The sequence below is a fragment of the Pantoea sp. A4 genome, from assembly GCF_000295955.2.
Lineage (GTDB): Bacteria > Pseudomonadota > Gammaproteobacteria > Enterobacterales > Enterobacteriaceae > Pantoea > Pantoea multigeneris.
Genome location: NZ_ALXE01000021.1, coordinates 1 through 23,729, shown reverse-complemented (window position 1 = coordinate 23,729; position 23,729 = coordinate 1). Strand labels below are relative to the sequence as shown.

Here is a 23,729-nt window from a genome sequence, read left to right as displayed (position 1 = left end):
AATTCTATGGAGACTCTCTGGAGCCGAACCCTGTCCTGCGGCACGCTCAGCGTCATCCCAACCGGGGCTGACACCCGCTTTGATGAGCTGTTTGAAGTGGCCGAACGCCGCAATCCGAAGCGGGCTTTTCTGTTCGTTAGCAAGGTTCTGGGTCGGCATATTCCGGTTGCTCCAGCCAAAATGCGCCAGGTTTACCGCCAGTTGTCACAACGTCTTCCCGCCCTCGATCATGGCCCGGTGTTGTTTATCGGCATGGCCGAAACCGCCGTCGGGCTGGGCGCTGGCGTGTTTGATGAAGCGCGCCACCAGGCGCAACAGCCGGTTTATCTCACTTCGACCCGTCATCCACAGGCGGCAGAATTGCTGTGTGAATTCAAAGAAAACCACAGCCATGCCACCGATCATCTGATCTACCTGCCGGAAAATACCGAGTTACGCCAGCGGGTACTGAATGCCCGCACGCTGGTACTAATTGATGATGAGGCCACCACCGGCAACACCTTTATCAACCTGTTGCAGGCATTACGTCAGGAAGGCGGGCTGAACCAGATTGAGCGCGTGATCACCGTTACGCTCACGGACTGGAGCGGGGATGCGCTCACAGAGCGCTCACCGCTGCCGGTGCATGCCGTTTCACTCGCACAAGGCAGTTGGCAATGGCTGGCCGACCCTGCAGCACCGCTGCCAGAAATGCCCGCCGCCTCACTGCATACTTCGTCTGATGTGCCGCTGATCGGCAAGCAGAGCTGGGGACGTCTCGGCATGAAAGCGCCTGCGGCCGATCTGGGATGCCATATTCAGCCCCAGCCGGGAGAGAAGATCCTCGTCCTCGGCAGCAGCGAATTTGTCTGGGAACCCTTCCTGCTGGCTGAACGACTGGCCGCACTGGGTGCAGAGGTCAAATACAGCTCCACCACCCGTTCACCGATAGCGTCCGGCTTCGCTATCGAATCGATCATTGCCTTCAATGACAACTACGGGCTCGGTATTGCTAATTTTGTCTATAACGTGGCGCACCAGCGGTTTGATCGCATTTTGCTGTGCATTGAAACCCCGGAATCCAGCGTCGATCCACAGTTACTCACCGCGTTGCAGCAGGTTGCGACACACGTTGAGGTGATTTGCTATGACTAAACCGGTGATTTTCTCCGACCTGGACGACACCCTGTTCCAGACACGTCGCAAAATGGTGGACGAGCTGAATGTCGCGCCCTTCCGCCCTGGCGCGCTGGATCGCAGCCTGCAACCGCGCAGCTTTATGACAGAAGAACAGGCAATGCTGGTTGACTGGATGCTGGAGCATGCCGATCTGATCCCGGTCACCGCACGCGGCACGGAAGAGATTGCCAGGGTAAAAATCCCGTTCCGATCCTGGTCGATCGCTACGCACGGCGCGGTGATCCTCAATCCACAAGGGGAAGAGGATGCCGAGTGGCGCACACAGATGCTGGAAAAATTGCAGCCCTACCGCAGCCGCTTACTGGACATGCAGCAAGCGATTACCGAACTGATGGCCCAGCGTGATATCAACGGCTGGGCACGCATCAACTACGAATATGACCACACCCCCATCTACCTGGTGATGAAGCACTGCGACAGCACGCGCCTCGATGAGCTGTATGCCATTGCGGATGAGATTGAACAGCGGTTCCCGACCACCGGTTTTTATCTCCATCGAAACAGCAACAACGTGGCGTGGCTACCGCTGGTAGTGGAAAAAGGATTAGCAGTCAGCTTTTTACTTGAGAAATTGCGCGCTGAGCGCGGCATCTTCCCGGTGATCGGCCTTGGGGACAGCCTGAGCGATCACCGCTTTATGCAGCTCTGTAGCTGGTACGGCCTGCCGCGCCAGAGTCAGTTTGCCGCACAGATCAACCGCACGATTTTTGGAGAACAGACCGATGCCTGATGCACAGCCTTTTTCCGGATCGTACCTGCCGGGTGACGTCGAGTTTTTGCTGAATCCGGTACAGATCGCCATGACCCCAGTGGATCAAAAAGAGCAGCTGATCCAGTCCGGCACCCGCCACTACTCCGAGATGCTTAGCCAGGAACCCGAGCCCACCCATTGGCATCTGACACTGTTTAATCAGGCTCTGGATCAGGGGGCAGAACGTCTGGCACAGGAAGTGACGATGCTGGCCCAGGCGCTGATAAACCAGTTCCCTACCACACCAATCGTGTTGGCCAGCCTGGTGCGTGCTGGCGTCCCGCTCGGTGTCATGCTGCAACAGGCACTGCGATCCCTCGGTCATACGTCATACCATTATGGCATCAGTATTATTCGCGATCGTGGCATCGACGGTGCGGCGTTGGAGATCATTGAGGCACGTCATGGCTGCGAAGGCATTGTATTTGTCGATGGCTGGACGGGCAAAGGTGCGATTACCGGTGAGCTGGTTCGTTCACTCGCCCAGCGCCCTGGCTATCCCGCTCAGCCACGCCTGGTTGTTCTGGCCGATCCCTGTGGCCGCGCGTGGCTTTCCGCCAGCGATGATGACTGGCTGATCCCGTTTGGCATTATGGGTGCGCCAGTTTCAGGGTTGATCTCACGCTCGCTGTGGTCGGAATCTGGCCTGCACGGCTGCGTAAAGTGCGATCATCTCGCGCAATATGATTGCAGCCAGCAGTTGGTTGATACCGTTGTCCGCTATGCACAACGGCTGGACGCCAGCACATTGCCACCGTGCCAACCGAATGCGCTCCCGCAACAGCAATTGATAGCGCGGAGTGAAGAGGTGCTGTCGTTGTTGGCAGACCGTTATCAGGTCGACAGCCTGAACCGCATTAAACCCGGCATCGCCGAGGCGACCCGTGCGGTGCTGCGTCGCGTCCCGGATCATGTGTTAGTGCGATCGGTCACTGATCCCGACGTCGCACTGCTGGTTTACCTCGCCGGCCAGAAAAATATTCCCATCACCGAAGCGGGCGACGAACTGGGTCAGTATCGCGCGGTGACGATTATCAAGAAGGTGCTGTGATGAACGCCCGTCTCTCACCGTGGCGTTTGGGCGCAACGCTTTACATGCCTGCCGTGCGCAGTGATATCGCCGAGGCGATCTTACGCGACAAAATTACCGGGCTGCGTTCGCTGGTGATCTGCCTTGAAGATGCGGTAAGTGACGCTGAGCTGCCACAGGCGCTACACAATCTCCAGCAATTATTGCTGCAGTTAAGTGCCGCGCAGCGTGCAGAAGGCAATGCCGCATGGCCGTTAGTGTTTATCCGTCCGCGCCATCTGGCGATGGCCGAATGGCTGATTGAGAATCTCGATTTAAGCGCGATTGATGGCCTGGTGCTGCCCAAATTTACCCTGGCTACCCTGCCTGCCTGGTGGCAAATCATCGCAGAAACCCATCTGCACCTGATGCCAACGCTGGAGACAGAAGAGGTGTTTGATGTGGTTGCGATGCGCGAACTGGCACAGGCACTACAGCAGCACCCTTGCCGCTCACGTATTCTGGCGTTGCGCATTGGCGGTAATGATCTGATGAACACGCTATCGCTGCGCCGTCCGCGCCACCTGACGCTGTACGACACGCCAATGGGTTACACCATTAAAATGCTGGTGGCGGTCTTCGCCTCACGGGATTTTGTCTTGAGTGCGCCGGTGTGCGAACTGATTGACGATCAGATGATGCTGGAAAATGAGCTGCAACTGGATATTGCCCATGGTTTGGTGGGCAAAACCGCCATCCATCCCAGCCAGATTGCCGCGATACAGAGTCAACTGATGGTTTCTGCTGCAGATCACGCTGATGCCTTACGCATTCTCAACTCCAGCCAGGCGGTATTTAAATCACAGGGTGCGATGTGTGAACCGGCCACCCATCGCCGCTGGGCGGAAGCAATTCTGGCGCGCGCGCAGGAGTACGGCATCGCCGCAGAGAATAGTTCAGGTAACGCAATGCTTTTACGCAATCTATTTACCTGACATTAAGGCAAATATTGATATTGTCGTGAAGTCACTAGCAAGGATTGCGTGGCTGACCTTTAACTCACAACGCAGGCCTTGATCGACAATGCAACTCAGTACCCGACAAACACGTGTATATATGCTCGCATCGCTACTCAGCAACCGTAAGCCCGTCGCGGCCAGCCAGCTGTTAGCCGAGCTGGATTGTTCCGAACCGACCCTGACCCGCGTGCTGAAAGAGCTACGCGAATCCTGGTCCGCCGAGATCAAGTACAGCCGTGGCAACCAGAGCTATGTACTGGTCGATAGCGGCAAGTTGGATAAAAAAAGCCTGCGCTATATGAATGAAGCGCTAAAATTCAATGCTGAACTGCAAACCGCAGACACCCAAAGCCGTGTGTTTCTCGACAAAGAGAAGAAAAAAGCGGTTTCGCTCTCGTTACGCATGTCAGTACTGCGCAAGATTGACCAGATCAGCCTGTTGAGTGAAATCACCCGCAGCGAAGCCGCTGAGATGATTGTTAATCAAGGGTTTGAGGCAGTACTGGAGCGACTACGGCGGGGTTGACTGTGTTAACACGTTAAAGGAATAGCGAATTAATTTATGGATAAATCAAACGTTTTCACGCAATGGCTGCGCCTGGCCTCAATCTATGCCAGCCTATCGTTGGGCTATTGGATAGCCAGCTTCTTCTTCTCGGGTTCGACAGTACCGTTTCTGGTTGGAATGGTATTTTGCTGCGCCATTAACTGGAATTCGCACAAGTACTTTTCTGGTAGCAGACGTTCAGAGGAGAATGTTTAGGGTTAGCAGCTACCGCTTAAACTAAACAGTAAGTCTGTATAACCTTTATATTTCAAACAGGTAGCCATAGAAAAACATTTTTCTCTATGGCTATGTCATCAGCCCTAAAAGACACCCCTGCCCTTTAAAAGCCTTTCTTGATATCCGTTAGAGTAAGTTTATCGCTAAGCACAGATAAGCCAGCGGCTTTGAAATTCGGCATCGTGATGGGGAGTGTTCCAGAAGGCCGGTGGAAACCATATCCCAACTGCCAGAACCACACATACGGCGCTGTCACACCGTCCCCCACCCAGTAAAAACCAGTTTCCATAATGGACATCCGGTTGAGAGTGAACCCCCACCCTAACACCGATGGTAATTAATAGCTTGCTAATATTTGCAAAGATTGGTCAATGCCGGTGGGTGTTGGCGTCGGAGCACGCCAGTAATGATGCCACATGAACTCCAGGATAAAACCGCCCGGCGGCGGTCAGCCTCCTTCAGGCGCGAAATGCAGAATAAATTTGTCTTTCAGGGTTGCCGGGCGCATGGGGAAAGTACCTGAATTGATGGCTTGTTCAGTGGCTTCCAGAGCTACTGTACACAGAGCGGGATCGCCCCCTTCCGCATTAACGTTCGTTGGTTGCATACCTAACGGCTGTGTAATCACTATATCGCAGGTCTTGCCTTGGTATTTATCTGCATCAAAAAAACGAGACTCTATTGCAGTAACAGACTGGCACATCCATACATGGAGTTCCCGGCTCCCAACCTGCTGCGGTGTTTCCGATTCGCATTGGTTTTTTATTTCCAAAGCGGTTGGGAAACTCAATGCTTTGCCAGGCGTTTGTTTTGTATGTGTCTGACATCCCGCCAATAGAATAAGGCATATAAAAGTAAGTGTTTTTTTCATTATGGCATCCATGCAGTTAATTTATCGATTTATAACACCTTATAAGCATTGAGGAAACCTTACAGTCCATCTCTTCATCATCTGGCTCCGTCTTAAAAACGTCCTGCGGTGAACAGCAAAATTAACCTCATCTGACCTGCTCCCCGTTGATTAATACACCGCGATGTTAGTAATGTCTTCATAAGTTACATGAGGCCCCCCTTGACGCAGATTATCTGTCGCCGCATCACTACTGCTCCACAATTTAACAAGGAAGACCGAATGCCATTGCCTGAGCGCTTTCAACTAGCCAAAATCAGTCGCCAAAGACTTAAGGTGTTAGCTGACACTACCGAAGAAATACTGTCGCAAATTGATACAGGCACTAACGAAGATGATGAAGGGCTAAAAGCGATGATCGCCGACTGGAACGGCCAGGTTATCAACCCACAAACATTTTCTGATTTCCGGGACTTTTCCTCTTGGACGAGTGCAAAGAACTTTACCTGGATGGCATTTAATCAGGAAAAATACATTAACGATTTAACCTGGCTTGAGCTAATTCAGATAATCAATTTCGTGTGCAATGCTGAAGGCAAGGGATCGGAACAAAGCTACGCGCTGGGATTGCTGGAGAAAAACTTTGATGCCAACCCGTCTGATCTCATCTACTGGCCTGATGCATGGTTCCAGGACGAGGACATGTTTCATGTCGATTTAACGCCAGAGGAAATGGCAGCATACCTGATGGCAAAATCTGGCAGGTTTCTAAGCGATGCGCCACAAATCGATCTGAAATACCCGATCCCTTTCAGCGCAGCAAACTAACGCTATGGGCATTGTTGTTCATTTGAAACAGCAGGAAAAGCGATCATCAGGAGTTCGTCTAACAGGAACCTATCCCCACATAGATTTAGCTTTCAATAGAACTTAGTAGACATCACGATCACGATATTTCGCTTGTGAGCTGGTTTAAAAGGGAATTTTTGTACTTGAGTAAACTACAGGAGAAGTGAAAATGGCGCGCCCTACAGGATTCGAACCTGTGACCTACGGCTTAGAAGGCCGGTGCTCTATCCAGCTGAGCTAAGGGCGCTTGGGGAAGCTGGGTGGATTATACGGTGGGCACTTGCTGAGTCAACGATTTTACGCGTCCAGGCAATCAGTTGCAGAAGAATCGTGCAGTCGTGGCAATGCAACACCTGACAGCACGCGACTCTTCTGACACAATATGCGCCATTCCCCCGATTCAACATAACACAGTGGATTTCCTCTCTGATGGTAGCAAAGATTATTGACGGTAAAACGATTGCGCAGCAGGTGCGCTCTGAGGTTGCTGAAAAAGTTCAGCAACGCATAGCGGACGGTAAACGCGCACCTGGTCTGGCAGTGGTGTTGGTGGGTGAAAACCCGGCATCGCAGATCTATGTGGCGAGCAAACGTCGCGCCTGCGAAGAAGTTGGATTCGTTTCCCGCTCTTACGACCTGCCCGCTACCACCAGCGAAGCAGAACTGTTAGAACTGATTGACCAGCTCAATAACGATAGCGCAATTGATGGCATCCTGGTGCAGCTACCGCTGCCTGCCGGTATCGATAACGTCAAAGTGCTGGAACGCATCGTGCCGGACAAAGACGTTGATGGCTTCCATCCTTACAACGTAGGTCGTCTGTGCCAGCGTGCGCCACTGCTGCGCCCTTGCACCCCACGCGGCATCATTACGCTGCTGGAGCGTTATAACATCGACACCTACGGTCTGAATGCGGTAGTCATTGGCGCTTCAAACATCGTAGGCCGTCCGATGAGCATGGAACTGCTGCTGGCAGGCTGCACCACCACCGTGACTCACCGCTTCACCAAAAACCTGCGTCATCACGTCGAACACGCCGACCTGCTGGTGGTTGCCGTGGGCAAACCGGGCTTCATTCCAGGTGACTGGATTAAATCTGGTGCCATCGTGATCGATGTGGGTATTAACCGTCTGGAAAGCGGCAAAGTTGTTGGCGATGTAGAGTACGAAGCCGCTGCGGAGCGTGCTTCCTTTATCACCCCAGTACCGGGCGGCGTAGGTCCAATGACCGTTGCTACCCTGATTCAGAACACGCTACAGGCGTGCGAAGAGTACCACGATGGAGCACAGGCATAATGGCAACTTTCTCTCTGGGCAAACACGCCCACGTTGATCTGTGTGACCTGCTGAAGCTGGAAGGCTGGGTAGAAAGTGGTGCACAGGCAAAAATCGTGATCGACGAAGGTCAAGTCAGCGTTGATGGCGCGGTTGAAACGCGTAAGCGCTGCAAAATCTTCCCAGGCCAGACGGTCTCGTTCGCCGGGCAGAGCATCACTGTCGTCGCGTAAGCCGTCAGGTTAAAACAACAAAGGCGCCCATACTGAGCGCCTTTTTTCTGTCCTGCACGCTTAGCTGTTAGCGCAAGCGTCCATAAAAAAGGGCGATTGCTCGCCCTCTTGCTTATTTACGTCGCCAGGTGGTGCCCTGCGGCCCATCTTCCAGCACAATGCCTAATGCGTTCAGCTTATCGCGTGCTACATCGGCCTGCGCCCAGTCTTTGGCTTTACGTGCATCGTTACGCATCACGATCAGCGCCTCAATTTCGGCCACTTCATCGTCATTGCTCTGCGCACCGCTTTGCAGGAACAGCTCTGGATCTTGTTGCAGGATGCCCAACACATTAGCGATTTCACGCAGTTTGGCTGCCAGTGCGTTCGCGGCGGTAGCATCTTCGCCTTTCAGGCGGTTCACTTCGCGCGCCATATCGAACAGCACGGAGTAGGCTTCTGGCGTGTTGAAGTCATCATCCATCGCGGCACGGAAACGGGCGTCAAACTCTTCGCCGCCCTGCGCTGCCACGCTGGTATCGGTGTGGCGCAAAGCGGTATAGAGACGCTCGAGGCCAGCACGCGCCTGATTCAGGTTCTCGGTGCCGTAGTTGAGCTGGCTACGGTAGTGGCCAGACATCAGGAAGTAACGCACGGTTTCTGCATCATAGTGCTGCAACACGTCACGCACGGTGAAGAAGTTACCCAGCGATTTAGACATCTTCTCGCGGTCCACCATCACCATCCCGGAGTGCATCCAGTAGTTGACGTAAGGGCCATCGTGCGCACAGGTTGACTGCGCGATTTCGTTTTCATGGTGCGGGAACATCAGATCTGAACCGCCACCGTGAATATCGAAGTGCGCGCCGAGCTGCTTGCAGTTCATAGCAGAACACTCAATGTGCCAGCCCGGACGACCATTGCCCCACGGAGAAGGCCAGAATGGCTCATCGGCCTTGGACATCTTCCACAGCACGAAATCCATCGGGTTACGTTTAACTTCTGCCACTTCGACGCGAGCACCCGCTTGCAGCTGCTCCAGGTCCTGGCGTGACAGCTTGCCGTAATCGACATCGCTCAGCACATCAAACATCACATCGCCATTGTCTGCCACATAGGCATGGCCGCGCGCGATCAGACGCTCAACCAGGTCGATGATTTCGCCGATGTGGCGCGTAGCACGAGGTTCCTGATTCGGTGGCAGAATGCCGAGCGCGGCAAAATCTTTGTGCATTTCTGCAATCATGCGGTTGGTCAGGGTTTCAATGGTTTCGCCATTTTCCTGCGCACGTTTAATGATTTTATCATCGATATCAGTGATATTACGCACATAGTTGAGCTTGTAGCCCACATAGCGCAGATAGCGAGAAACCACGTCAAATGCCACAAAGGTACGGCCATGGCCGATATGACAGAGGTCGTAAACCGTAATACCACACACATACATACCGATTTCGCCGGCATGGATCGGTTTAAATTCCTCTTTCTGTCGACTCAGGGTGTTATAAATCTTTAGCATTTAACAGTTCCGTATTGAGACGTGTGCGGATGACACTTTTTCATGTTATCCGGATATTGTGCCGTATTTTTTCACCTGGTGCGATGCAAAGTGCAGCTTCTTATGCAGTCAGGCTGACTCATCATGTCAATTTGTGTTATAAAAACCGTCGACTATAAGCCCGCGCCCCGCACCGGGACGTGGTGCGTACACTGACTACCCTTTACAGGATGAGAATAATGGTTACCTTCCAGACCAATCATGGCGACATCGTCATCAAAACTTTCGACGACAAAGCACCAGCAACCGTGAAAAACTTCCTGGATTACTGCCGTGAAGGTTTCTACGACAACACCATTTTCCACCGTGTGATCAACGGCTTTATGATTCAGGGCGGCGGCTTCGAGCCAGGCATGGATCAGAAAGAAACCAAAGGCGAGATCAAGAACGAAGCGAACAACGGCCTGAAAAATACCAAAGGCACGCTGGCAATGGCGCGTACCCAGGCTCCTCACTCTGCTACCGCTCAGTTCTTCATCAACGTAGCCGACAACGACTTCCTGAACTACCGTTCTGCTGACCTGCAGGGCTGGGGCTACTGCGTGTTCGCCGAAGTGGTTGAAGGTATGGACGTTGTAGACAAAATCAAAGCGGTAAAAACCGGCCGCAGCGGCATGCACCAGGACGTGCCAGTTGATGACGTAGTGATCCAGAAAGTCACCGTTAGCGAGTAATGTCTCGCACCCTGTTTATCGCAGATCTGCATCTGTGTCAGGAAGAACCGGCGATTACCGCCGGTTTTCTGCATTTTTTGCAGCGAGAAGCGCCACACTGCGATGCGCTTTACATTCTCGGCGATCTGTTCGAAGCCTGGATCGGCGATGACGATCCTAATCCGTTGCATCAACAAATCGCTCAGGCACTGCGCGCACTGCCCATCCCGACCTTCTTTATTCATGGCAATCGTGATTTCCTGCTTGGGCAGCGTTTTGCGCGCGCCAGCGGCATGACCCTGTTGCCAGAGGAGCAGGTGCTGGAGTGCTATGGTCACCGGGTACTGATTATGCACGGTGATACCTTATGTACTGATGATACTGGCTACCAGAATTTTCGCGCTAAGGTGCATAAACGCTGGCTACAACGGCTGTTTCTCGCGCTACCCTTACGCTTACGTCAGCGTATTGCCGGTAAAATGCGTGCAGGTAGCAAGCAGGCTAATCAGCACAAATCCATCAGCATTATGGATGTGAATTTGCAGGCGGTGGAGAGCACCATGCTACGCCAGCAGGTGAAAACGCTGATCCACGGCCATACGCATCGACCGGCGATTCATCAGTTTGCCTTGCAGACCCAGCCCGCACAGCGTGCCGTACTGGGTGCGTGGCACGAAGAAGGATCGATGATCCAACTCGATGCCAACGGTATTCAATTGATCCGCTTTCCGTTCTGAAAACCGGCCCTTGTGCCGGTTTTCCTCTGACGCAACCGTTTTCCTTCCGCACTTCTCATGCTATTCTCTGTGCCCTTCTTCACCTGACCGACCGGCCAGGTACGTATGAATATTCACAGGAGTTGACCGCATGTCATCCAATGCTGCCGCCACCACGGCCCGTATCGCTATTGTCATGGGTTCCAAAAGTGACTGGGCCACGATGCAGTTCGCTGCGGAAATCCTCACCACGCTGGACGTCCCCTTCAATGTTGAAGTGGTTTCTGCTCACCGTACGCCAGATAAGCTGTTCAGCTTTGCTGAAACCGCCGCCGATAATGGCTACCAGGTGATCATTGCGGGTGCCGGTGGTGCCGCTCATCTGCCAGGCATGCTGGCAGCCAAAACGCTGGTGCCAGTACTGGGTGTTCCGGTACAGAGCGCAGCCCTGAGCGGCGTTGACAGCCTCTACTCCATTGTACAGATGCCACGCGGGATTCCGGTGGGTACGCTGGCGATCGGCAAAGCCGGTGCCGCCAATGCTGGCCTGCTGGCTGCACAGATCCTGGCGATTCACGACGCAGCGCTGAATACGCGTCTGGCGAACTGGCGTCAGGCCCAGACCGATGACGTGCTGAATAACCCGGACCCACGGGAGGAAGCATGAAGCCGGTTTGCGTACTGGGCAACGGCCAGCTAGGACGCATGCTGCGTCAGGCCGCTGAGCCACTGGGTATTCAGGTGTATCCGGTGGGAATTGATGCGGAGCCCGAGTCACTGCCGATTGCACAGAGTGTGATCACCGCCGAGGTCGAACGCTGGCCTGAAACCGCCCTCACGCGCGAGTTGGCTAGCCATCCTGCCTTTGTGAACCGCGACATTTTCCCGCGTCTGGCTGACCGTTTGACGCAGAAACAGCTGCTCGACCAGCTCAATCTGGCAACAGCGCCGTGGCAGTTACTGGCAGACAAAGCGGAATGGCCGCAGGTGTTCAGCACCCTTGGCGAACTGGCGATCGTTAAACGTCGCACCGGTGGCTACGATGGTCGCGGTCAGTGGCGCCTGCGTGCCAATGAAACTGACACGCTGCCAGATGAATGCTATGGCGAATGTATTGTTGAGCAGGGCATTAACTTCCTTGGTGAAGTTTCGCTGGTTGGTGCGCGTGGACATGATGGCAGCACGGTGTTCTATCCGTTAACTCATAACCTCCATCAGGAAGGCATTCTGCGCACCAGCGTAGCCTTCGCGCAAGCCGATGCCGCGCAGCAGGCGCAGGCTGAAAGCATGCTCAGCGCGATTATGCATGAACTGAACTATGTTGGTGTGATGGCGATGGAATGCTTTATTACGCCTGAAGGTTTGCTGATCAATGAGTTAGCGCCTCGCGTGCACAACAGCGGCCACTGGACGCAAAATGGTGCTTCTGTCAGCCAGTTTGAGCTGCATTTGCGTGCGGTACTCGGCCTGGCGCTGCCGCAGCCCGTGGTTGCAGCCACTTCAGTGATGGTTAACCTGATTGGCACCGACGTGAATTATGACTGGCTGGCGCAGCCCCTGGTGCATCTGCATTGGTATGAGAAAGAAGTACGTCCTGGCCGTAAAGTCGGACATCTCAACCTCAGCGACAGCGATCACCCGCGTTTAGCCACTGCACTGAATGCTCTGGTGCCACAACTGCCGCAGGAGTATGCCAGCGGCATCGCCTGGGCAGTAGAAAAGCTGTAATCAGCAAAGCCGGTCACTGACCGGCTTTTTTTATGCCGATTCGAAACGGCGGAACAGTGCTTTACCGTTGAGCAAACGTACGCCCAGCCAGCCACCGCACAATGAGAGCAACAGCGCACCACACAGCGGGAGCGCCAGCCACAGCGTCCAGTCTGGCTGCCACGGGAAATCAAACACCTTACGCTGCAATGCCCACAGCGCTGCTTCTGCGCCCAGTGCCGCCGCAATACCCGCTACCACGCCCAACAGTGCAAACTCACACCACAGCGTGGTTCGCAGCAGGCGCTTGCCAGCGCCAAGGGTACGATAGACCACCAGTTCCTGACGCCGCTGGCGCATGCCAACCTGAATCTGTGCCAACAGCAGCAGCAAACCACATAACGTCACCAGTATGACCATCACTTCCAGTGCACGGCTCACCTGGCTGAGCACCTGGCTGATTTGGCCGAGAATACTGCCAATATCCAGCAGGCTCAGCGTCGGGAACTGACGATTCAACTGTGCCAGCAGTTCCGGATTGCTATCGAGACGGAAACTGGTCAACCAGGTTTGCGGCTGCGCATCCAGTGCGCCCGGCGGGAAAATAAAGAAGAAGTTAGGCCGTAAGCTCTCCCAGTCAACTTTCCGCAGACTACTGATACGCGCACTGAACTGTTGGGTATCGCCGGTAAAGGTCAAGGTATCGCCCAGTTTCACACCGAGGCGATCGGCTAAATCAGCTTCCATGGAGACTTCACCCGCTTTTGGCGGCCAACTTCCTGCCACGATCGGATTATGCTCTGGCCTCTCGGCTAACGCCGTCAGATTCAGCTCACGGTTCAGTGACGGATCTTTTTTCGGATCGGCATCTTCGCCATTAAGTTGAGTCAAACGCACGCGTACAACAGGATAGAACGTGTCCGGTTGGATCTGATGCTGTTGCAGGAAATCCCGCACCTGCGGCACCTGATCCTGGGTAATGTTCAACAGGAAATAGTTGGGACTGTCTGGCGGCAGTTGCTGCTGCCAGCGATCCAGCAGATCGCCCCGCATCACCAGCAATAGTGCCAACAGCATAAAGGAGAATGAAAATGCCGCCAGTTGGCTCAGGGTTTGCGCCGGTTGCCGTAACAGGCGATTAATGGCTAATCGCAACGCCAGACTGCGCACCACCAGGCGACGTAACAGCAGCAAAGTCCCCCACCCCAGCAGAGATAACAGACCGGCCAGCAGCACAACGCCCGCCAGCAGCGACCAGAGTAACTTACTGTTGCCCACCAGCAGCGCCAGTAAACCGATCACCACCAGCACCATCAGGGGGAGATAAAATTTCAGCGGCCACAGACTGGCAACGGCATCACGCCGTAATACGCGCAGTGGCTGAGTCGCCAGTAACAGGCGATAGGGGCGAATACCCACCAGTAACGAGATAGTAAACAGCGAACCACAGGCCCACAGCCACGGCCAGCCGCTAGCCGCAGGCAAAGCCGCCGGTAAGACCGGTTTGAGCATCACCAGCAGTGCTGCTTCTACGCCCTGGCCTATTACACTGCCGCATATTGCGGCCAACACCAGCACCGCCAGCCACTGGCCGATAATCAGTTTTTGTAGCGACTGACGAGAAGCCCCCAGGGTTTTCAGGATCGCGATCAGGTCATAGCGGCTGCTGCAATAGTGATTCATGGCGACCGTGACTGCCGCAATGGCCAGCATCAGCGTCAGTAAGGCGGAAAGCAGCAGGAATTGCTGTGCTCGCTGCATGGAACGGCCCAGCGCATCTTCCGAGTTTTCAACGCTGATCCAGCGCTGATCCGGTTTTAGCTGCGGTTTGATCCAGCTGTCATAAGCGGCAAGCTGATCGGGATTGCCGGAAAATTTATAGTGCCAGGTGTAGCGGCTACCGGGTTGAATCGCGCCGGTTTTATCGACATCCGCCAGATTAATCATCAGTCGCGGTGCCATCTGGAACGGATTAAACCCGCCATCCGGTTCCTGAATCAACTCACCGGCAATGGTCAGCGTGGTATCTCCCACATCCAGCTTATCGCCCACTTTCAGGTTTAGCAGCGCCATCAGGCGAGGCGCTGCAAGAGCAGTCCCGGGCGCGGGCTTAAGGTCCGGAGGATTGGTTAGCAAGGTGCCAAACATGGGGTAGCGATTGTCTACCGCTTTTACCGAGGCCAACTGCGGTTTATCTACTGCAAAGGTCATGGTCATGAAGATCAGCTGGCGGCTGACTGAGAGCCCATCCTGCTGGGCTTGATCAAGCCACGACTGGGGAATCAAGGCGCTACTGTGCAGCGTACGATCGCCTGCCATAAAATCACGGCTTTGCTGGGTCAGGCCTTTTTCCATGCGATCGCTGATCGACCCCAGCGCTAAAACGCAAGCCACAGCCAGCGTCAGCGCCAGCCAGACAATCAACAGCGAGGGCGAGCGCCACTCGCGCCAGAACCAGCGCCAGATCATTGCACCTCCTGCAATTTGCCATCGACCAGCCTCAACTGGCGATCGCAACGGGCAGCCAACTGTTCATCATGGGTGACCAGAATCAGCGTGGTGGAAAAATCACGATTGAGTGAAAACAGCAGATCAACAATGCGCTCCCCGGTTTTACGATCCAGATTGCCGGTTGGCTCATCCGCAAACAGCAGGCCAGGTCGGCCACTAAACGCGCGCGCCAGCGCAACACGTTGCTGTTCCCCGCCCGAAAGCTGAGCCGGGAGGTGATTGAGCCGTTTACCCAGTCCAAGTTGCTCAAGCAACGCACGTGCCTGCTCGCGACTTTGGCGATCGTTCTCACCGCGTAACAGTGCTGGTAACTGAACATTCTCCAGCGCGCTGAGCGTAGGCACCAACATGAAAGACTGGAAGACAAATCCCACCTGTTGCGCCCGGAGCGCTGCCCGCTGCTCCTCGTTCATCTGGTGCAGTGGCTGGCCGAACAGGTGAACTTCCCCCTCAGTACCATCATCCAGGCCGGCCAAAATCCCTAATAGCGTGGACTTCCCAGAACCCGACTCCCCAATCAGGGCGATGGTTTCCGCCGGTTTGACAACCAGCTCAACTCCGGTGAGGATGGTTAGCTGATGCTCTCCCTGACCGACGGACTTAGTAAGATGATGAACCGCAACAATGTTTTCCGCTGGCATTATCCCTTCCTGTTTTTGCTGTTGCTGGTATCACGCTTTGCCAGCGCCGATACCCTGTTAATTCTGGGCGATAGCCTGAGTGCCGGATACCGCATGGCGGGCAGTGCCGCATGGCCGAATCTGCTGGCGCAGCAGTGGCAGCCGCAAACCAAAGTGATTAATGCCAGTATCAGCGGTGACACCGCCGAACAAGGCCTGGCTCGCCTGCCTGCCCTATTAAAGCAGCATCAGCCGCAGTGGGTGTTAATCGAACTGGGCGGTAACGATGGCCTGCGTGGTTTTCCTCCCGCCAATGTCAGCCAGGTACTGGGCAAAGTGATTGACGAGGTGAAAGCGGCCAACGCACAACCGTTACTGATGCAAATCCGGTTACCGGCTAACTATGGACGTCGTTATACCGAATCCTTTAGCGCGATTTATCCGGCGCTGGCGCAGCAGTATCACGTGCCTTTAGTACCCTTTTTCATGGAGCAGGTCTACCTTAAACCTGAGTGGATGCAACAAGATGGTATCCACCCCAATCCCGATGCGCAGCCGTTTATCGCCGATCTGATGGCGAAAACGTTGGCTCCCCTGGTAAAACACACCACTCAGGGTTAAGGGGTAAAGAAATGTAAAGCAGCAGTGATGTTTTTAGCTGTTTTACATTTCCGCTGTCATGTCCCTATTCCTGCACCTTCAGTTTGCCACTTAGCCTGAGATGCATTATGCAAAAAACCATTTTAATAACCGGCTGCTCTAGCGGCATTGGCCTTGCAGCGGCGAAAGATCTGCACTCACGCGGTTATCATGTGATTGCCGCCTGTCGTCAGCCCGCTGACGTCGCGCAGATGAACAGCCTCGGCCTGACAGGGCTACAGCTCGATCTTGATGATGCAGCCAGTGTTGACCGCGCAGCCGATGAGGTCTTAGCACTGACTCAACATCGCCTCGATGCCTTGTTCAACAACGCCGGTTTCGCGATTTATGGGCCACTGCATACGCTTACGCGCCAGCAGTTAGAACAGCAATTTTCCACCAACTTGTTTGCCGTGCACCAACTTACCCTGCGTTTGTTACCGGCACTGAAAGCCAGCGGCGATGGCCGAATTATCAACACCAGCTCTGTGCTTGGGCTGATCTCCATGCCGGGACGTGGTGCCTATGCCGCCAGTAAGTTCGCACTGGAAGCCTGGAGTGATGCGCTGCGGATGGAGCTACATACCCAAGGCATACGCGTCAGCCTGATCGAACCCGGCCCGATCAGTAGCCGTTTTACTGAGAACGTCAGGCAAGGTGACAGCACCAATCCCGTGCTGAATCCCGCAAGCGCCGATCGGTTCACCCTGCCACCGGAAGCCATCCTACCTAAACTTCATCATGCGCTGGAGAGTAAAAATCCACGTTTGCGCTATCCGGTGACGCTGGTCGCGCAGATAATGACGGTTCTCAAACGCTTGCTGCCAGGTTGGATACTGGATCGCATTTTGCGCGGACGTGCCTGACAACCTGCAAATGGTGCTTGAAGTTGGGGCCACCAGCCCCATATCCTCTTAAGACTTTTTATTAAGGGATTCACTATGTCACCTCAAGCGCCCATCATCGTCGTTACCGAAGCTAACCTGCGCCAAACCATCGAACAGTCGATGCAGGTGCCGGTGCTGTTCTATTTCTGGTCCGAACGCAGTCAACACTGCCTGGAGCTGACTCCGATTCTGGAGCGCCTGGCGCAGGAGTACGCCGGGCAGTTCATTCTGGCCGAGGTGGACTGCGATAAAGAACCTATGGTGGCATCGCAGTTTGGCCTGCGCGCTATTCCTACCGTTTATCTGTTGCAAGATGGCCAGCCAGTTGATGGCTTCCAGGGGCCGCAGCCAGAGGAAGCGATTCGCGCTCTGCTGCAAAAAGTCCTGCCGCGTGAAGAAGAACTGAAGGTGCAGCAGGCAATGGCGCTGCTGGATGAGGGCAAACCGCTGGATGCTCTGCCATTACTGAAAGATGCCTGGCAGTTGAGTCAACAAGCCACTGAAATTGGTTTCCTGCTGGCAGAAGTGTTGATCACGCTGAACCGCAGTGATGAAGCCGAAGCGGTGCTGGATGTCGTGCCATTGCAGGATAAGGACACCCGCTTTCAGAGCCTGCATTCGCAAATTGATCTGCTCAAGCAGGCCGCAGATACGCCAGAAATCCAGCAGTTGCAGACCCAGCTGCAAAGCGAACCGGAAAATGCAGAACTGGCTGCTAAACTTGCTTTACAGCTTCATCAGGTTGGCCGTAACGAAGAGGCACTGGAATTATTATTCAGTTTCATCAAGACCGACCTTAATGCAGCAGATGGTCAGGCGCGTAAGATGTTGCAGGAAATTTTAGCCGCGCTCGGTACAGGTGATGCGCTGGCGTCACGTTATCGTCGTCAGCTCTATTCCCTGCTCTACTGAGTGCTCGATCCTCGGGCCGAACAGACTCGGCCCGCTATTCCGACAGTCAGGAGGTTGTATGCTTACGGTAATTCCCGTTCTTATCGTGGTCGCGTTGGTGATCATCTGGTCAGGCGTTAAGATCGTTCCCCAGGGGTTTCAGTGGACAGTAGAAAGATTTGGCCGCTACACCCGCACCTTAGAACCCGGTTTAAGCCTCGTAGTGCCTTTCATGGACCGTATTGGTCGAAAAATCAATATGATGGAGCAGGTGCTCGACGTCCCTTCTCAAGAAGTGATTTCCAAAGACAATGCTAACGTCACCATTGATGCCGTCTGTTTTATTCAGGTGATAGATTCTGCACGTGCCGCGTATGAAGTCAGCAACCTTGAACTTTCTATTCTCAACCTGACCATGACCAATATCCGTACCGTGTTAGGCGGCATGGAGTTGGATGAGATGCTGTCGCAGCGCGATAACATCAATACGCGTTTGCTGCACATCGTCGATGAAGCGACCAATCCGTGGGGCGTTAAAATTACCCGCATTGAGATTCGTGACGTGCGCCCGCCGCAGGAACTGATCGCAGCAATGAATGCCCAGATGAAAGCTGAGCGAACTAAGCGTGCGGACATCCTCACCGCCGAGGGCGTGCGTCAGGCTGCAATTCTTCGCGCTGAAGGGGAAAAACAGTCGCAGATCCTGAAAGCAGAAGGTGAACGGACTTCTGCATTCCTCGAGTCCGAAGCGCGTGAACGTCAGGCTGAGGCCGAAGCCCGTGCAACCCAAATGGTTTCAGACGCCATCGCCGCCGGTAATATCCAGGCGGTGAATTATTTTGTCGCCCAACGCTACACCGAAGCGCTGCAAAAAATTGGCGAATCCAGTAACAGTAAGGTGGTGATGCTGCCCCTTGAGGCCAGCAGCCTGCTCGGGTCGATTGCGGGCATTAGCGAACTCTTGGGTGAATCTCGCCGCGAGAATAAGTCCTGATGCTGCTCGATCTCATCGCTCATCCACACTGGTTTTGGCTGACGTTAGGCGGCCTGCTTCTGGCCGCCGAAATGCTTGGCACCAGTGGTTATCTGTTATGGAGTGGTGTTGCCGCCGTTCTGGTGGGTTTAGTGGAGTGGGTGTTTCCCCTCGGCTGGGCGGTACAGGGCAGCTTATTTGCGGTGTTAATGCTACTCAGCCTGTATCTGTGGTATCGCTGGATGCAACGTGATCAGAAGAGTCAACCTGTGGTTTCCTCTCTGAACCAACGCGGCCATCAGCTGATTGGCTTTCGTTTGACGCTGGAGACGGCGCTGGTGAATGGGATTGGCCATGTGCGCATCGGCGACAGCAGCTGGCGCGTTCAGGCCACCTCTTCCCTACCCGCCGGAACAGAGGTCATGGTAACCGGGATTGATGGCATCACGCTGCGCATCATTCCAGTAACGCCAGCTCAATAAAAATGCAAATGCCGGGTGGTGAATAAAACATCCGGTGTTTTATCCCGTAAAAATTTTTATCAGCGCTGGGTTCTGATGCAAGGGATTACATTACTGTGAATATTTCGCACGGGTGCATTATTTTGATCGCTGATGTAACGAGACATTGGCACTGAATACTTACATTTATCTTCATAAACAGACAGTTATGGATACACTAGTTAATTTACGCACAGGCTTAAAATATTAAAATAAACCAAGATTCTTTAATCACCCCTCGATTTTTATTATTTAATATGCAGGTATTTTATTGTTATCCATTGCTTGGGGTCTGATAAATTAGTTTCCTTTTGTTAGATTTTTAAGGGTGAAATTAAATTTCACAAGAGTAAGGGGGATCTATTACAATCCCACACATAATTTTTATTATTTTCGGATATTCATAACGCACTATTTAATATATACATCACACCCTTGAAAAGTCATGGCCTTAAAGTTAATATTTAAACTCCAGTTTTCACCTTGAGAGGTTAGAGAAAAAACTCCATTATCTCTAGTCTCAATAATAACTTGAGAGGATGTTATGTTTTGCCAGTTGTTTAACTGGCAATCCGTAATAAACTGCAACAATAAATTAACAACCACTACATTGTAGTCCTCCCCCCATCGACCCCATTTTTCAACTTTTTTGCTGGGAGGTTCATATGTATGGATGCTTAAAGTGACTCGATCTGAAAAATCCAAGTTAACCTGGCCGATTAATAAATTATCTCCTAAGCCATTAGGATAAAGAGAGTCCAGGAATCTATTTCTTGATAGCTCAACTATATTCATACCACCCTCAAAAGTTGTAATGCCCATGAGTACCAGGAACATCTCCCGTATTCAGGTTCTTAATAGGCCTAACATTAAAATGTGGTTCAGCACTATGAAGAGGTGTTGCTTTAACATGGCCTAAACTGTGTTCTTGAATAACCACTGTGGAGTTATTTTGGTCTTTAAAATGATACTGTCTTGTTTCAACAGGCACCCCATTCTTATCTCTCACAAAATCACCATACCCATCCCCTAATTTCTCTCGGCTAACTTCATAGGGCTGCTGATTGTTAGGTATTCTCGCATCACGTTTAGCCTGTCTTAATGCATCTCTGCGGCTAACACCTTCATAAGTCGTTTTCTTGTTGGGTGTACATTCTGTTTTATTCAATCCCAGTGGATCAACCCATCCATTCGGATTCGGCGCATACTGATAAAGATTAAACCCACCCAGCACCCCAATCGGGTCATCGGGACGATTCCGGTGCGGCCATACTTTTAAGGCAACTTAACCTGCTGATGTAACGCGACTTTCTGACGTCAGATCTGCCGGTTGTGGTCTGGGGTTTCCCCCGATGCCCCGACGCGCACTTTTGGCCCGCACGCTACCGCCTCGCCGTGACTGGCCCTGTCTGCACCGTATCATACTAACAGCCTCTGCTTTACCGGCAACCCGGCTACGTCGTGCTGCAAGCTGCTTTGTAGTGGTCAATATTTTTAGGACACTGTCAGAGGTTTTTTTAGACTTTGCCTTTCTTTTTCAACGGGCGACAAGCCGCCGTTATATTGATGAGGACGTACTCTGTTGTAATAGCCACTCAGATAAAATGAGATATCTTTTTTGGCTTCTTCAACGTTCCAGTACCCTTTTTCTGGCAGCCATTCACTCTTCAGGCTTCGAAACAGCCGCTCTGCTACTGCATTGTCCAGGCAGTTTCCTCTCCGGCTCATGCTCTGTCTCATTCCATATCGCTGGCACGCCAGTTGATAAACAAGGCTGCTGTATTGCGTGCCCTGATCTGAGTGGAAAAGAACATCTGATGGACAACCGCGGCTGACCCACGCCATTTTCAACGCATCCTGTGCAAGCCTGCTATCTGCAACGGTGGATAAAGACCAGCCCACCACTTTCCTTGCATACAGATCCATTACAACTGCCAGGTAAGACCATCCGTGTGCTGTTTTGATAAAGGTAATATCTCCACACCAGACCTGGTTTGGCTTTGCTGCATTAAAGCAGCGATTAAGCTCATTGTTTGCTATCCGTGAGACTTTATCCCGTACACGATAGCGATGCTTGCCGGGCTGATGGCTGATAAGCCCGGCTTCCTTCATGAGTCTGCCCGCTTTATAGCGGCCAACCTGTTTACTTTCCTGTTTCAACATGGATGACAGCGTCCGGGCTCCAGCAGAACCACGGCTCATCAGATGCAACTCCGCAGCTCTCTGGCGCAGGGCATCACGCTCTGCGTTACCTCTCTGTTGCTGTTTTTTATGGTAGTAAAACTGGCTGCGTTGCACTCCCAGCACCGCGCAGAGCTCTTTTATTTTGTACGGCCCGCTCAATGCGGTGATTAATGTCAGGGTTTTATGGAGTCCGACATCAGCAAAGCCGTAGCCTTTTTTAATATTTCTTTGTCCCGTTCCAGTCTCTGAATGCGTTCCTCAAGCTGGCGAATCCGGAGCTGGTCAGGTGTCAGCGGAACCGCAGAAGGCGAAATCATCATGCCTGGTGCCGTAGAGTCGCCATTGCGTTCTTGCCGGAGCTGCTTAACCCAGCGTCGCATTACCGTGGGTCCAACATCCGTTGCCTTACAAGCCTGTGCGATGGAGTATTCATGATCGAGAACGAGTTCAGCGCATTCACGCTTAAATTCGGGGGTAAATGTTCTTCCACTCATAAGTGTCACCTCTCTGGTTACTGAAGTTATAACCTCTGAGCGTGTCCGAATCTATTAGACCACTACAGCTTTTCCACCCGTTTTCTCCAGCTGCGCAGGCAGCACGGGCTGACCCAGCCTCAGATGGCTGACAAAGTCGGCATTCATCTGACGCAGGTTCGTCGCTACGAGTCAGGCGAAGCGCAGCCCTCTTTAGACATTCTCAGGCGCATCGCTGTGACCTTCAACGTGACGGCTGACTGGCTGATATTTGAGGAAGGCGAGCGGGAGCCGCAGGATGAGCTGAAGCTGAAGTTTGAAGCGGTCAGGCAGATGGACGCAGAAGAGCAGAAGTCGATCACGTCGATCCTCGACGCGATGATACTGAAGCACCAGGCAAGGCGCGTGCTGGGCTGAGCCGGTTTTAGCGCGGTGATAAAGGGCGGACACCCTTTATCACCGCTCACCACAGCAACTAAGCGAGGTAGTTATCATGGCTGGAACGCATTCTAAGTCAGGCACCGCCGCAGATAAAGCGGCAAAAAGAGAACGACAGTATGTTGTGGGATACCGCCCGCACCGGGGAGACCGGAGCACGCCGCAGGTGAACATTGCCGGGAAGTGGCTGGCTGAGATGGGGTTTGAGGTGGGTCAGAAGGTAACGGTGAAGGTTGAACAGGGCTGTCTGATTCTGACAGCGGGCAGCTAAAGAGAACAAGCCGGAAGGATCGTTAAGATCGCTTCCGGCTTTTATTACTGATTCTCGATTTCAGTTATCCAGTGGCGAAGATCATCATCCGTATATAAAAAATCCCGATCTGTAGAAGGTAAATCAACAGCTCCTAGCAATTTCAGATATTTTAAAACCACGGGATCATCTAATCTTAATGAGTCATCATCGAACATATTAAATGCCCATTCAGATACATCATTTCTTTTTGCATCACCTGCTAATATATTTAATATTTTATTAATTATATCAATACGTTGAGGTTGAATGCTCAAAACGCTACCTCCTTCCTTTATAATTACCATCAATATCAAATATATGATGATTCTTTTCATGAGTAACAGGCTTTGGAGCCACACTTCGTATATTTCCAGTATGGTCTACCGTTTCATACCATGTACGTTTATTACCTGTAGAAGGATCCCATTCTCTAACTAACCTCGCTCCTTTCATTTCACCTGGATTTCGAGATGGTTTTATTTCGTCATAAAAACGGTAACGACCATTCTGTAATTCTCTTACACCGCCAGAACCATATTTTTCATGCTGAGTATAATAATCTTTAAGCTTCTGATAGTCCGCTGCATTGTGAGCACTATTATCTTTTCCTGGCGAACATTTAGTAAGGCCCAGCGGGTCGATCCAGTTCAGCGGGTTCGGTGCGTACTGGTAAAGATTAAACCCACCGTTTAGCCCTATCGGATCCGGGGTCGTAAAGCGGCCGACCTGCGGATCGTAGTAGCGGAACAGGTTGTAGTG

General features: G+C 52.9%; 28 protein-coding genes, 1 tRNA gene and 1 pseudogene. 19 read left to right on the top strand and 11 right to left on the bottom strand.

All coding sequences use genetic code 11. The features are described 5' to 3' along the window. Window positions 1-6 precede the first annotated feature (6 nt). The 5 genes from B880_RS0107620 to B880_RS0107600 all read left to right on the top strand — a co-directional run bounded on the left by B880_RS0107620 (window position 7) and on the right by B880_RS0107600 (window position 4,484). Window positions 7-1,134: a phosphoribosyltransferase domain-containing protein gene (locus tag B880_RS0107620; protein WP_017346799.1), complete on the top strand. Its 1,128-nt coding sequence runs from the start codon at window positions 7-9 to the stop codon at window positions 1,132-1,134. After that, window positions 1,127-1,909: a hypothetical protein gene (locus B880_RS0107615; RefSeq protein ID WP_017346798.1), complete on the top strand. Its 783-nt coding sequence runs from the start codon at window positions 1,127-1,129 to the stop codon at window positions 1,907-1,909. The genes B880_RS0107620 and B880_RS0107615 overlap by 8 nt, the downstream gene beginning before the upstream one ends. Continuing rightward, the gene (locus B880_RS0107610) at window positions 1,902-2,981 is read left to right on the top strand and encodes a cysteine protease StiP family protein (RefSeq protein ID WP_017346797.1); all 1,080 of its coding nucleotides are present in this window, start codon (window positions 1,902-1,904) and stop codon (window positions 2,979-2,981) included. Before B880_RS0107615 ends, B880_RS0107610 begins: the two co-directional genes overlap by 8 nt. Beyond that, a complete protein-coding gene (locus B880_RS0107605; protein ID WP_017346796.1) occupies window positions 2,981-3,934 on the top strand; it encodes an HpcH/HpaI aldolase/citrate lyase family protein in 954 nt (317 codons plus the stop codon). The genes B880_RS0107610 and B880_RS0107605 overlap by 1 nt, the downstream gene beginning before the upstream one ends. A gap of 88 nt (window positions 3,935-4,022) precedes the next feature. Continuing rightward, on the top strand, window positions 4,023-4,484 hold the full coding sequence (locus tag B880_RS0107600; protein WP_026042483.1) for a hypothetical protein: 462 nt from the start codon (window positions 4,023-4,025) through the stop codon (window positions 4,482-4,484). Window positions 4,485-4,845: 361 nt separating this feature from the next. On the opposite strand, the gene B880_RS0107595 is transcribed toward B880_RS0107600, so the two are convergent. Then, a complete protein-coding gene (locus B880_RS0107595; RefSeq protein ID WP_017346794.1) occupies window positions 4,846-5,031 on the bottom strand; it encodes a hypothetical protein in 186 nt (61 codons plus the stop codon). A 159-nt stretch (window positions 5,032-5,190) separates the two neighbouring features. Beyond that, window positions 5,191-5,613 (bottom strand): cell envelope integrity TolA C-terminal domain-containing protein, encoded by a 423-nt coding sequence (locus tag B880_RS0107590; RefSeq protein ID WP_017346793.1) that lies wholly within the window; start codon window positions 5,611-5,613, stop codon window positions 5,191-5,193. A 261-nt stretch (window positions 5,614-5,874) separates the two neighbouring features. On the opposite strand from B880_RS0107590, the gene B880_RS0107585 reads away from it, so the two are divergent. Next, on the top strand, window positions 5,875-6,420 hold the full coding sequence (locus B880_RS0107585) for a hypothetical protein (protein WP_017346792.1): 546 nt from the start codon (window positions 5,875-5,877) through the stop codon (window positions 6,418-6,420). A gap of 191 nt (window positions 6,421-6,611) precedes the next feature. Here the strand turns inward: B880_RS0107585 and B880_RS0107580 are convergent. Continuing rightward, window positions 6,612-6,688: transfer RNA gene (locus B880_RS0107580), tRNA-Arg, on the bottom strand. A 182-nt stretch (window positions 6,689-6,870) separates the two neighbouring features. Here B880_RS0107580 and folD point away from each other — a divergent pair. Continuing rightward, on the top strand, window positions 6,871-7,737 hold the full coding sequence (gene folD / locus B880_RS0107575) for a bifunctional methylenetetrahydrofolate dehydrogenase/methenyltetrahydrofolate cyclohydrolase FolD (protein WP_017346791.1): 867 nt from the start codon (window positions 6,871-6,873) through the stop codon (window positions 7,735-7,737). After that, on the top strand, window positions 7,737-7,949 hold the full coding sequence (ybcJ, locus tag B880_RS0107570; RefSeq protein ID WP_017346790.1) for a ribosome-associated protein YbcJ: 213 nt from the start codon (window positions 7,737-7,739) through the stop codon (window positions 7,947-7,949). Before folD ends, ybcJ begins: the two co-directional genes overlap by 1 nt. A gap of 112 nt (window positions 7,950-8,061) precedes the next feature. On the opposite strand, the gene cysS is transcribed toward ybcJ, so the two are convergent. Continuing rightward, on the bottom strand, window positions 8,062-9,447 hold the full coding sequence (cysS, locus tag B880_RS0107565) for a cysteine--tRNA ligase (RefSeq protein ID WP_017346789.1): 1,386 nt from the start codon (window positions 9,445-9,447) through the stop codon (window positions 8,062-8,064). 218 nt (window positions 9,448-9,665) lie between these two features. Between cysS and ppiB the strand changes: the two genes are divergently transcribed. The 4 genes from ppiB (at window position 9,666) to purK (ending at window position 12,583) form a co-directional block, all read left to right on the top strand. Beyond that, window positions 9,666-10,160, top strand: a complete 495-nt coding sequence (gene ppiB / locus B880_RS0107560; RefSeq protein WP_017346788.1) for a peptidylprolyl isomerase B — start codon at window positions 9,666-9,668, stop codon at window positions 10,158-10,160. Next, window positions 10,160-10,876 (top strand): UDP-2,3-diacylglucosamine diphosphatase, encoded by a 717-nt coding sequence (locus B880_RS0107555; RefSeq protein ID WP_017346787.1) that lies wholly within the window; start codon window positions 10,160-10,162, stop codon window positions 10,874-10,876. Before ppiB ends, B880_RS0107555 begins: the two co-directional genes overlap by 1 nt. Before the next feature lie 130 nt (window positions 10,877-11,006). Next, the gene (purE, locus tag B880_RS0107550) at window positions 11,007-11,522 is read left to right on the top strand and encodes a 5-(carboxyamino)imidazole ribonucleotide mutase (protein WP_017346786.1); all 516 of its coding nucleotides are present in this window, start codon (window positions 11,007-11,009) and stop codon (window positions 11,520-11,522) included. Beyond that, window positions 11,519-12,583 carry a 5-(carboxyamino)imidazole ribonucleotide synthase gene (gene purK / locus B880_RS0107545; protein WP_017346785.1) on the top strand — a complete coding sequence of 355 codons (1,065 nt, stop codon included), beginning with the start codon at window positions 11,519-11,521 and terminating at the stop codon, window positions 12,581-12,583. The genes purE and purK overlap by 4 nt, the downstream gene beginning before the upstream one ends. A 30-nt stretch (window positions 12,584-12,613) precedes the next feature. On the opposite strand, the gene ybbP is transcribed toward purK, so the two are convergent. Together ybbP and ybbA are read right to left on the bottom strand one after the other, a co-directional pair. Further along, complete coding sequence (gene ybbP / locus B880_RS0107540; protein WP_017346784.1) at window positions 12,614-15,031, bottom strand: putative ABC transporter permease subunit YbbP; 2,418 nt, start codon at window positions 15,029-15,031, stop codon at window positions 12,614-12,616. Continuing rightward, window positions 15,028-15,714: a putative ABC transporter ATP-binding protein YbbA gene (ybbA, locus tag B880_RS0107535; RefSeq protein WP_017346783.1), complete on the bottom strand. Its 687-nt coding sequence runs from the start codon at window positions 15,712-15,714 to the stop codon at window positions 15,028-15,030. Before ybbA ends, ybbP begins: the two co-directional genes overlap by 4 nt. Between ybbA and tesA the strand changes: the two genes are divergently transcribed. The 5 genes from tesA to B880_RS0107510 all read left to right on the top strand — a co-directional run bounded on the left by tesA (window position 15,682) and on the right by B880_RS0107510 (window position 19,565). Continuing rightward, window positions 15,682-16,314, top strand: coding sequence for a multifunctional acyl-CoA thioesterase I/protease I/lysophospholipase L1 (gene tesA, locus B880_RS0107530; protein ID WP_036645646.1), 633 nt, complete (start codon window positions 15,682-15,684; stop codon window positions 16,312-16,314). The genes ybbA and tesA overlap by 33 nt on opposite strands. A 107-nt stretch (window positions 16,315-16,421) precedes the next feature. Continuing rightward, window positions 16,422-17,198 carry an SDR family oxidoreductase gene (locus B880_RS0107525; RefSeq protein ID WP_017346781.1) on the top strand — a complete coding sequence of 259 codons (777 nt, stop codon included), beginning with the start codon at window positions 16,422-16,424 and terminating at the stop codon, window positions 17,196-17,198. Between the two features lie 75 nt (window positions 17,199-17,273). Then, entirely contained in the window at window positions 17,274-18,131 is an 858-nt protein-coding gene (locus tag B880_RS0107520; protein ID WP_017346780.1) for a co-chaperone YbbN, read from the top strand. Window positions 18,132-18,189: 58 nt separating this feature from the next. Further along, entirely contained in the window at window positions 18,190-19,104 is a 915-nt protein-coding gene (locus tag B880_RS0107515) for an SPFH domain-containing protein (RefSeq protein ID WP_017346779.1), read from the top strand. Then, window positions 19,104-19,565 (top strand): NfeD family protein, encoded by a 462-nt coding sequence (locus tag B880_RS0107510; protein ID WP_017346778.1) that lies wholly within the window; start codon window positions 19,104-19,106, stop codon window positions 19,563-19,565. The genes B880_RS0107515 and B880_RS0107510 overlap by 1 nt, the downstream gene beginning before the upstream one ends. Before the next feature lie 429 nt (window positions 19,566-19,994). On the opposite strand, the gene B880_RS0107505 is transcribed toward B880_RS0107510, so the two are convergent. The 3 genes from B880_RS0107505 to B880_RS0107500 all read right to left on the bottom strand — a co-directional run bounded on the left by B880_RS0107505 (window position 19,995) and on the right by B880_RS0107500 (window position 22,261). Next, window positions 19,995-20,405, bottom strand: coding sequence for an Imm50 family immunity protein (locus tag B880_RS0107505; protein ID WP_026042481.1), 411 nt, complete (start codon window positions 20,403-20,405; stop codon window positions 19,995-19,997). Then, entirely contained in the window at window positions 20,386-20,751 is a 366-nt protein-coding gene (locus B880_RS25985) for an HNH/endonuclease VII fold putative polymorphic toxin (RefSeq protein ID WP_443146814.1), read from the bottom strand. Before B880_RS25985 ends, B880_RS0107505 begins: the two co-directional genes overlap by 20 nt. 326 nt (window positions 20,752-21,077) lie before the next feature. Next, a protein-coding gene (locus tag B880_RS0107500; RefSeq protein WP_157060527.1) for an IS3 family transposase occupies window positions 21,078-22,261 on the bottom strand; the annotation gives its coding sequence in 2 pieces (ribosomal slippage) (window positions 21,078-21,988 and window positions 21,988-22,261; 1,185 coding nt in all). Between the two features lie 66 nt (window positions 22,262-22,327). Here B880_RS0107500 and B880_RS0107490 point away from each other — a divergent pair. Both B880_RS0107490 and B880_RS24855 read left to right on the top strand, forming a co-directional pair. Continuing rightward, a pseudogene (locus tag B880_RS0107490) lies at window positions 22,328-22,657 on the top strand (helix-turn-helix domain-containing protein); the annotation flags it as partial. A gap of 76 nt (window positions 22,658-22,733) precedes the next feature. Then, a complete protein-coding gene (locus B880_RS24855) occupies window positions 22,734-22,949 on the top strand; it encodes a SymE family type I addiction module toxin (RefSeq protein WP_017346773.1) in 216 nt (71 codons plus the stop codon). Between the two features lie 44 nt (window positions 22,950-22,993). Here B880_RS24855 and B880_RS0107480 read toward each other — a convergent pair whose 3' ends face one another. Both B880_RS0107480 and B880_RS27065 read right to left on the bottom strand, forming a co-directional pair. Continuing rightward, window positions 22,994-23,245: a hypothetical protein gene (locus B880_RS0107480; protein WP_083482074.1), complete on the bottom strand. Its 252-nt coding sequence runs from the start codon at window positions 23,243-23,245 to the stop codon at window positions 22,994-22,996. A 4-nt stretch (window positions 23,246-23,249) separates the two neighbouring features. Then, window positions 23,250-23,729, bottom strand: a 480-nt coding sequence (locus B880_RS27065) for an RHS repeat-associated core domain-containing protein (protein ID WP_237760997.1), incomplete at its 5' end; no start/stop codon positions are given.

Coding starts and splice junctions, on each gene's coding strand:
- B880_RS0107595 (WP_017346794.1), bottom strand. CDS start 5,031: ATGGAAACTGGTTTTTACTGGGTGGGGGACGGTGTGACAGCGCCGTAT.
- ybcJ (WP_017346790.1), top strand. CDS start 7,737: ATGGCAACTTTCTCTCTGGGCAAACACGCCCACGTTGATCTGTGTGAC.
- ybbP (WP_017346784.1), bottom strand. CDS start 15,031: ATGATCTGGCGCTGGTTCTGGCGCGAGTGGCGCTCGCCCTCGCTGTTG.
- purE (WP_017346786.1), top strand. CDS start 11,007: ATGTCATCCAATGCTGCCGCCACCACGGCCCGTATCGCTATTGTCATG.
- B880_RS0107615 (WP_017346798.1), top strand. CDS start 1,127: ATGACTAAACCGGTGATTTTCTCCGACCTGGACGACACCCTGTTCCAG.
- B880_RS0107610 (WP_017346797.1), top strand. CDS start 1,902: ATGCCTGATGCACAGCCTTTTTCCGGATCGTACCTGCCGGGTGACGTC.
- B880_RS0107585 (WP_017346792.1), top strand. CDS start 5,875: ATGCCATTGCCTGAGCGCTTTCAACTAGCCAAAATCAGTCGCCAAAGA.
- cysS (WP_017346789.1), bottom strand. CDS start 9,447: ATGCTAAAGATTTATAACACCCTGAGTCGACAGAAAGAGGAATTTAAA.
- B880_RS0107505 (WP_026042481.1), bottom strand. CDS start 20,405: ATGGGCATTACAACTTTTGAGGGTGGTATGAATATAGTTGAGCTATCA.
- purK (WP_017346785.1), top strand. CDS start 11,519: ATGAAGCCGGTTTGCGTACTGGGCAACGGCCAGCTAGGACGCATGCTG.
- B880_RS24855 (WP_017346773.1), top strand. CDS start 22,734: ATGGCTGGAACGCATTCTAAGTCAGGCACCGCCGCAGATAAAGCGGCA.
- B880_RS0107590 (WP_017346793.1), bottom strand. CDS start 5,613: ATGAAAAAAACACTTACTTTTATATGCCTTATTCTATTGGCGGGATGT.
- B880_RS0107515 (WP_017346779.1), top strand. CDS start 18,190: ATGCTTACGGTAATTCCCGTTCTTATCGTGGTCGCGTTGGTGATCATC.
- B880_RS0107605 (WP_017346796.1), top strand. CDS start 2,981: ATGAACGCCCGTCTCTCACCGTGGCGTTTGGGCGCAACGCTTTACATG.
- B880_RS0107520 (WP_017346780.1), top strand. CDS start 17,274: ATGTCACCTCAAGCGCCCATCATCGTCGTTACCGAAGCTAACCTGCGC.
- tesA (WP_036645646.1), top strand. CDS start 15,682: ATGATGAACCGCAACAATGTTTTCCGCTGGCATTATCCCTTCCTGTTT.
- B880_RS0107620 (WP_017346799.1), top strand. CDS start 7: ATGGAGACTCTCTGGAGCCGAACCCTGTCCTGCGGCACGCTCAGCGTC.
- folD (WP_017346791.1), top strand. CDS start 6,871: ATGGTAGCAAAGATTATTGACGGTAAAACGATTGCGCAGCAGGTGCGC.
- B880_RS0107525 (WP_017346781.1), top strand. CDS start 16,422: ATGCAAAAAACCATTTTAATAACCGGCTGCTCTAGCGGCATTGGCCTT.
- B880_RS0107555 (WP_017346787.1), top strand. CDS start 10,160: ATGTCTCGCACCCTGTTTATCGCAGATCTGCATCTGTGTCAGGAAGAA.
- B880_RS0107510 (WP_017346778.1), top strand. CDS start 19,104: ATGCTGCTCGATCTCATCGCTCATCCACACTGGTTTTGGCTGACGTTA.
- B880_RS0107600 (WP_026042483.1), top strand. CDS start 4,023: ATGCAACTCAGTACCCGACAAACACGTGTATATATGCTCGCATCGCTA.
- ybbA (WP_017346783.1), bottom strand. CDS start 15,714: ATGCCAGCGGAAAACATTGTTGCGGTTCATCATCTTACTAAGTCCGTC.
- ppiB (WP_017346788.1), top strand. CDS start 9,666: ATGGTTACCTTCCAGACCAATCATGGCGACATCGTCATCAAAACTTTC.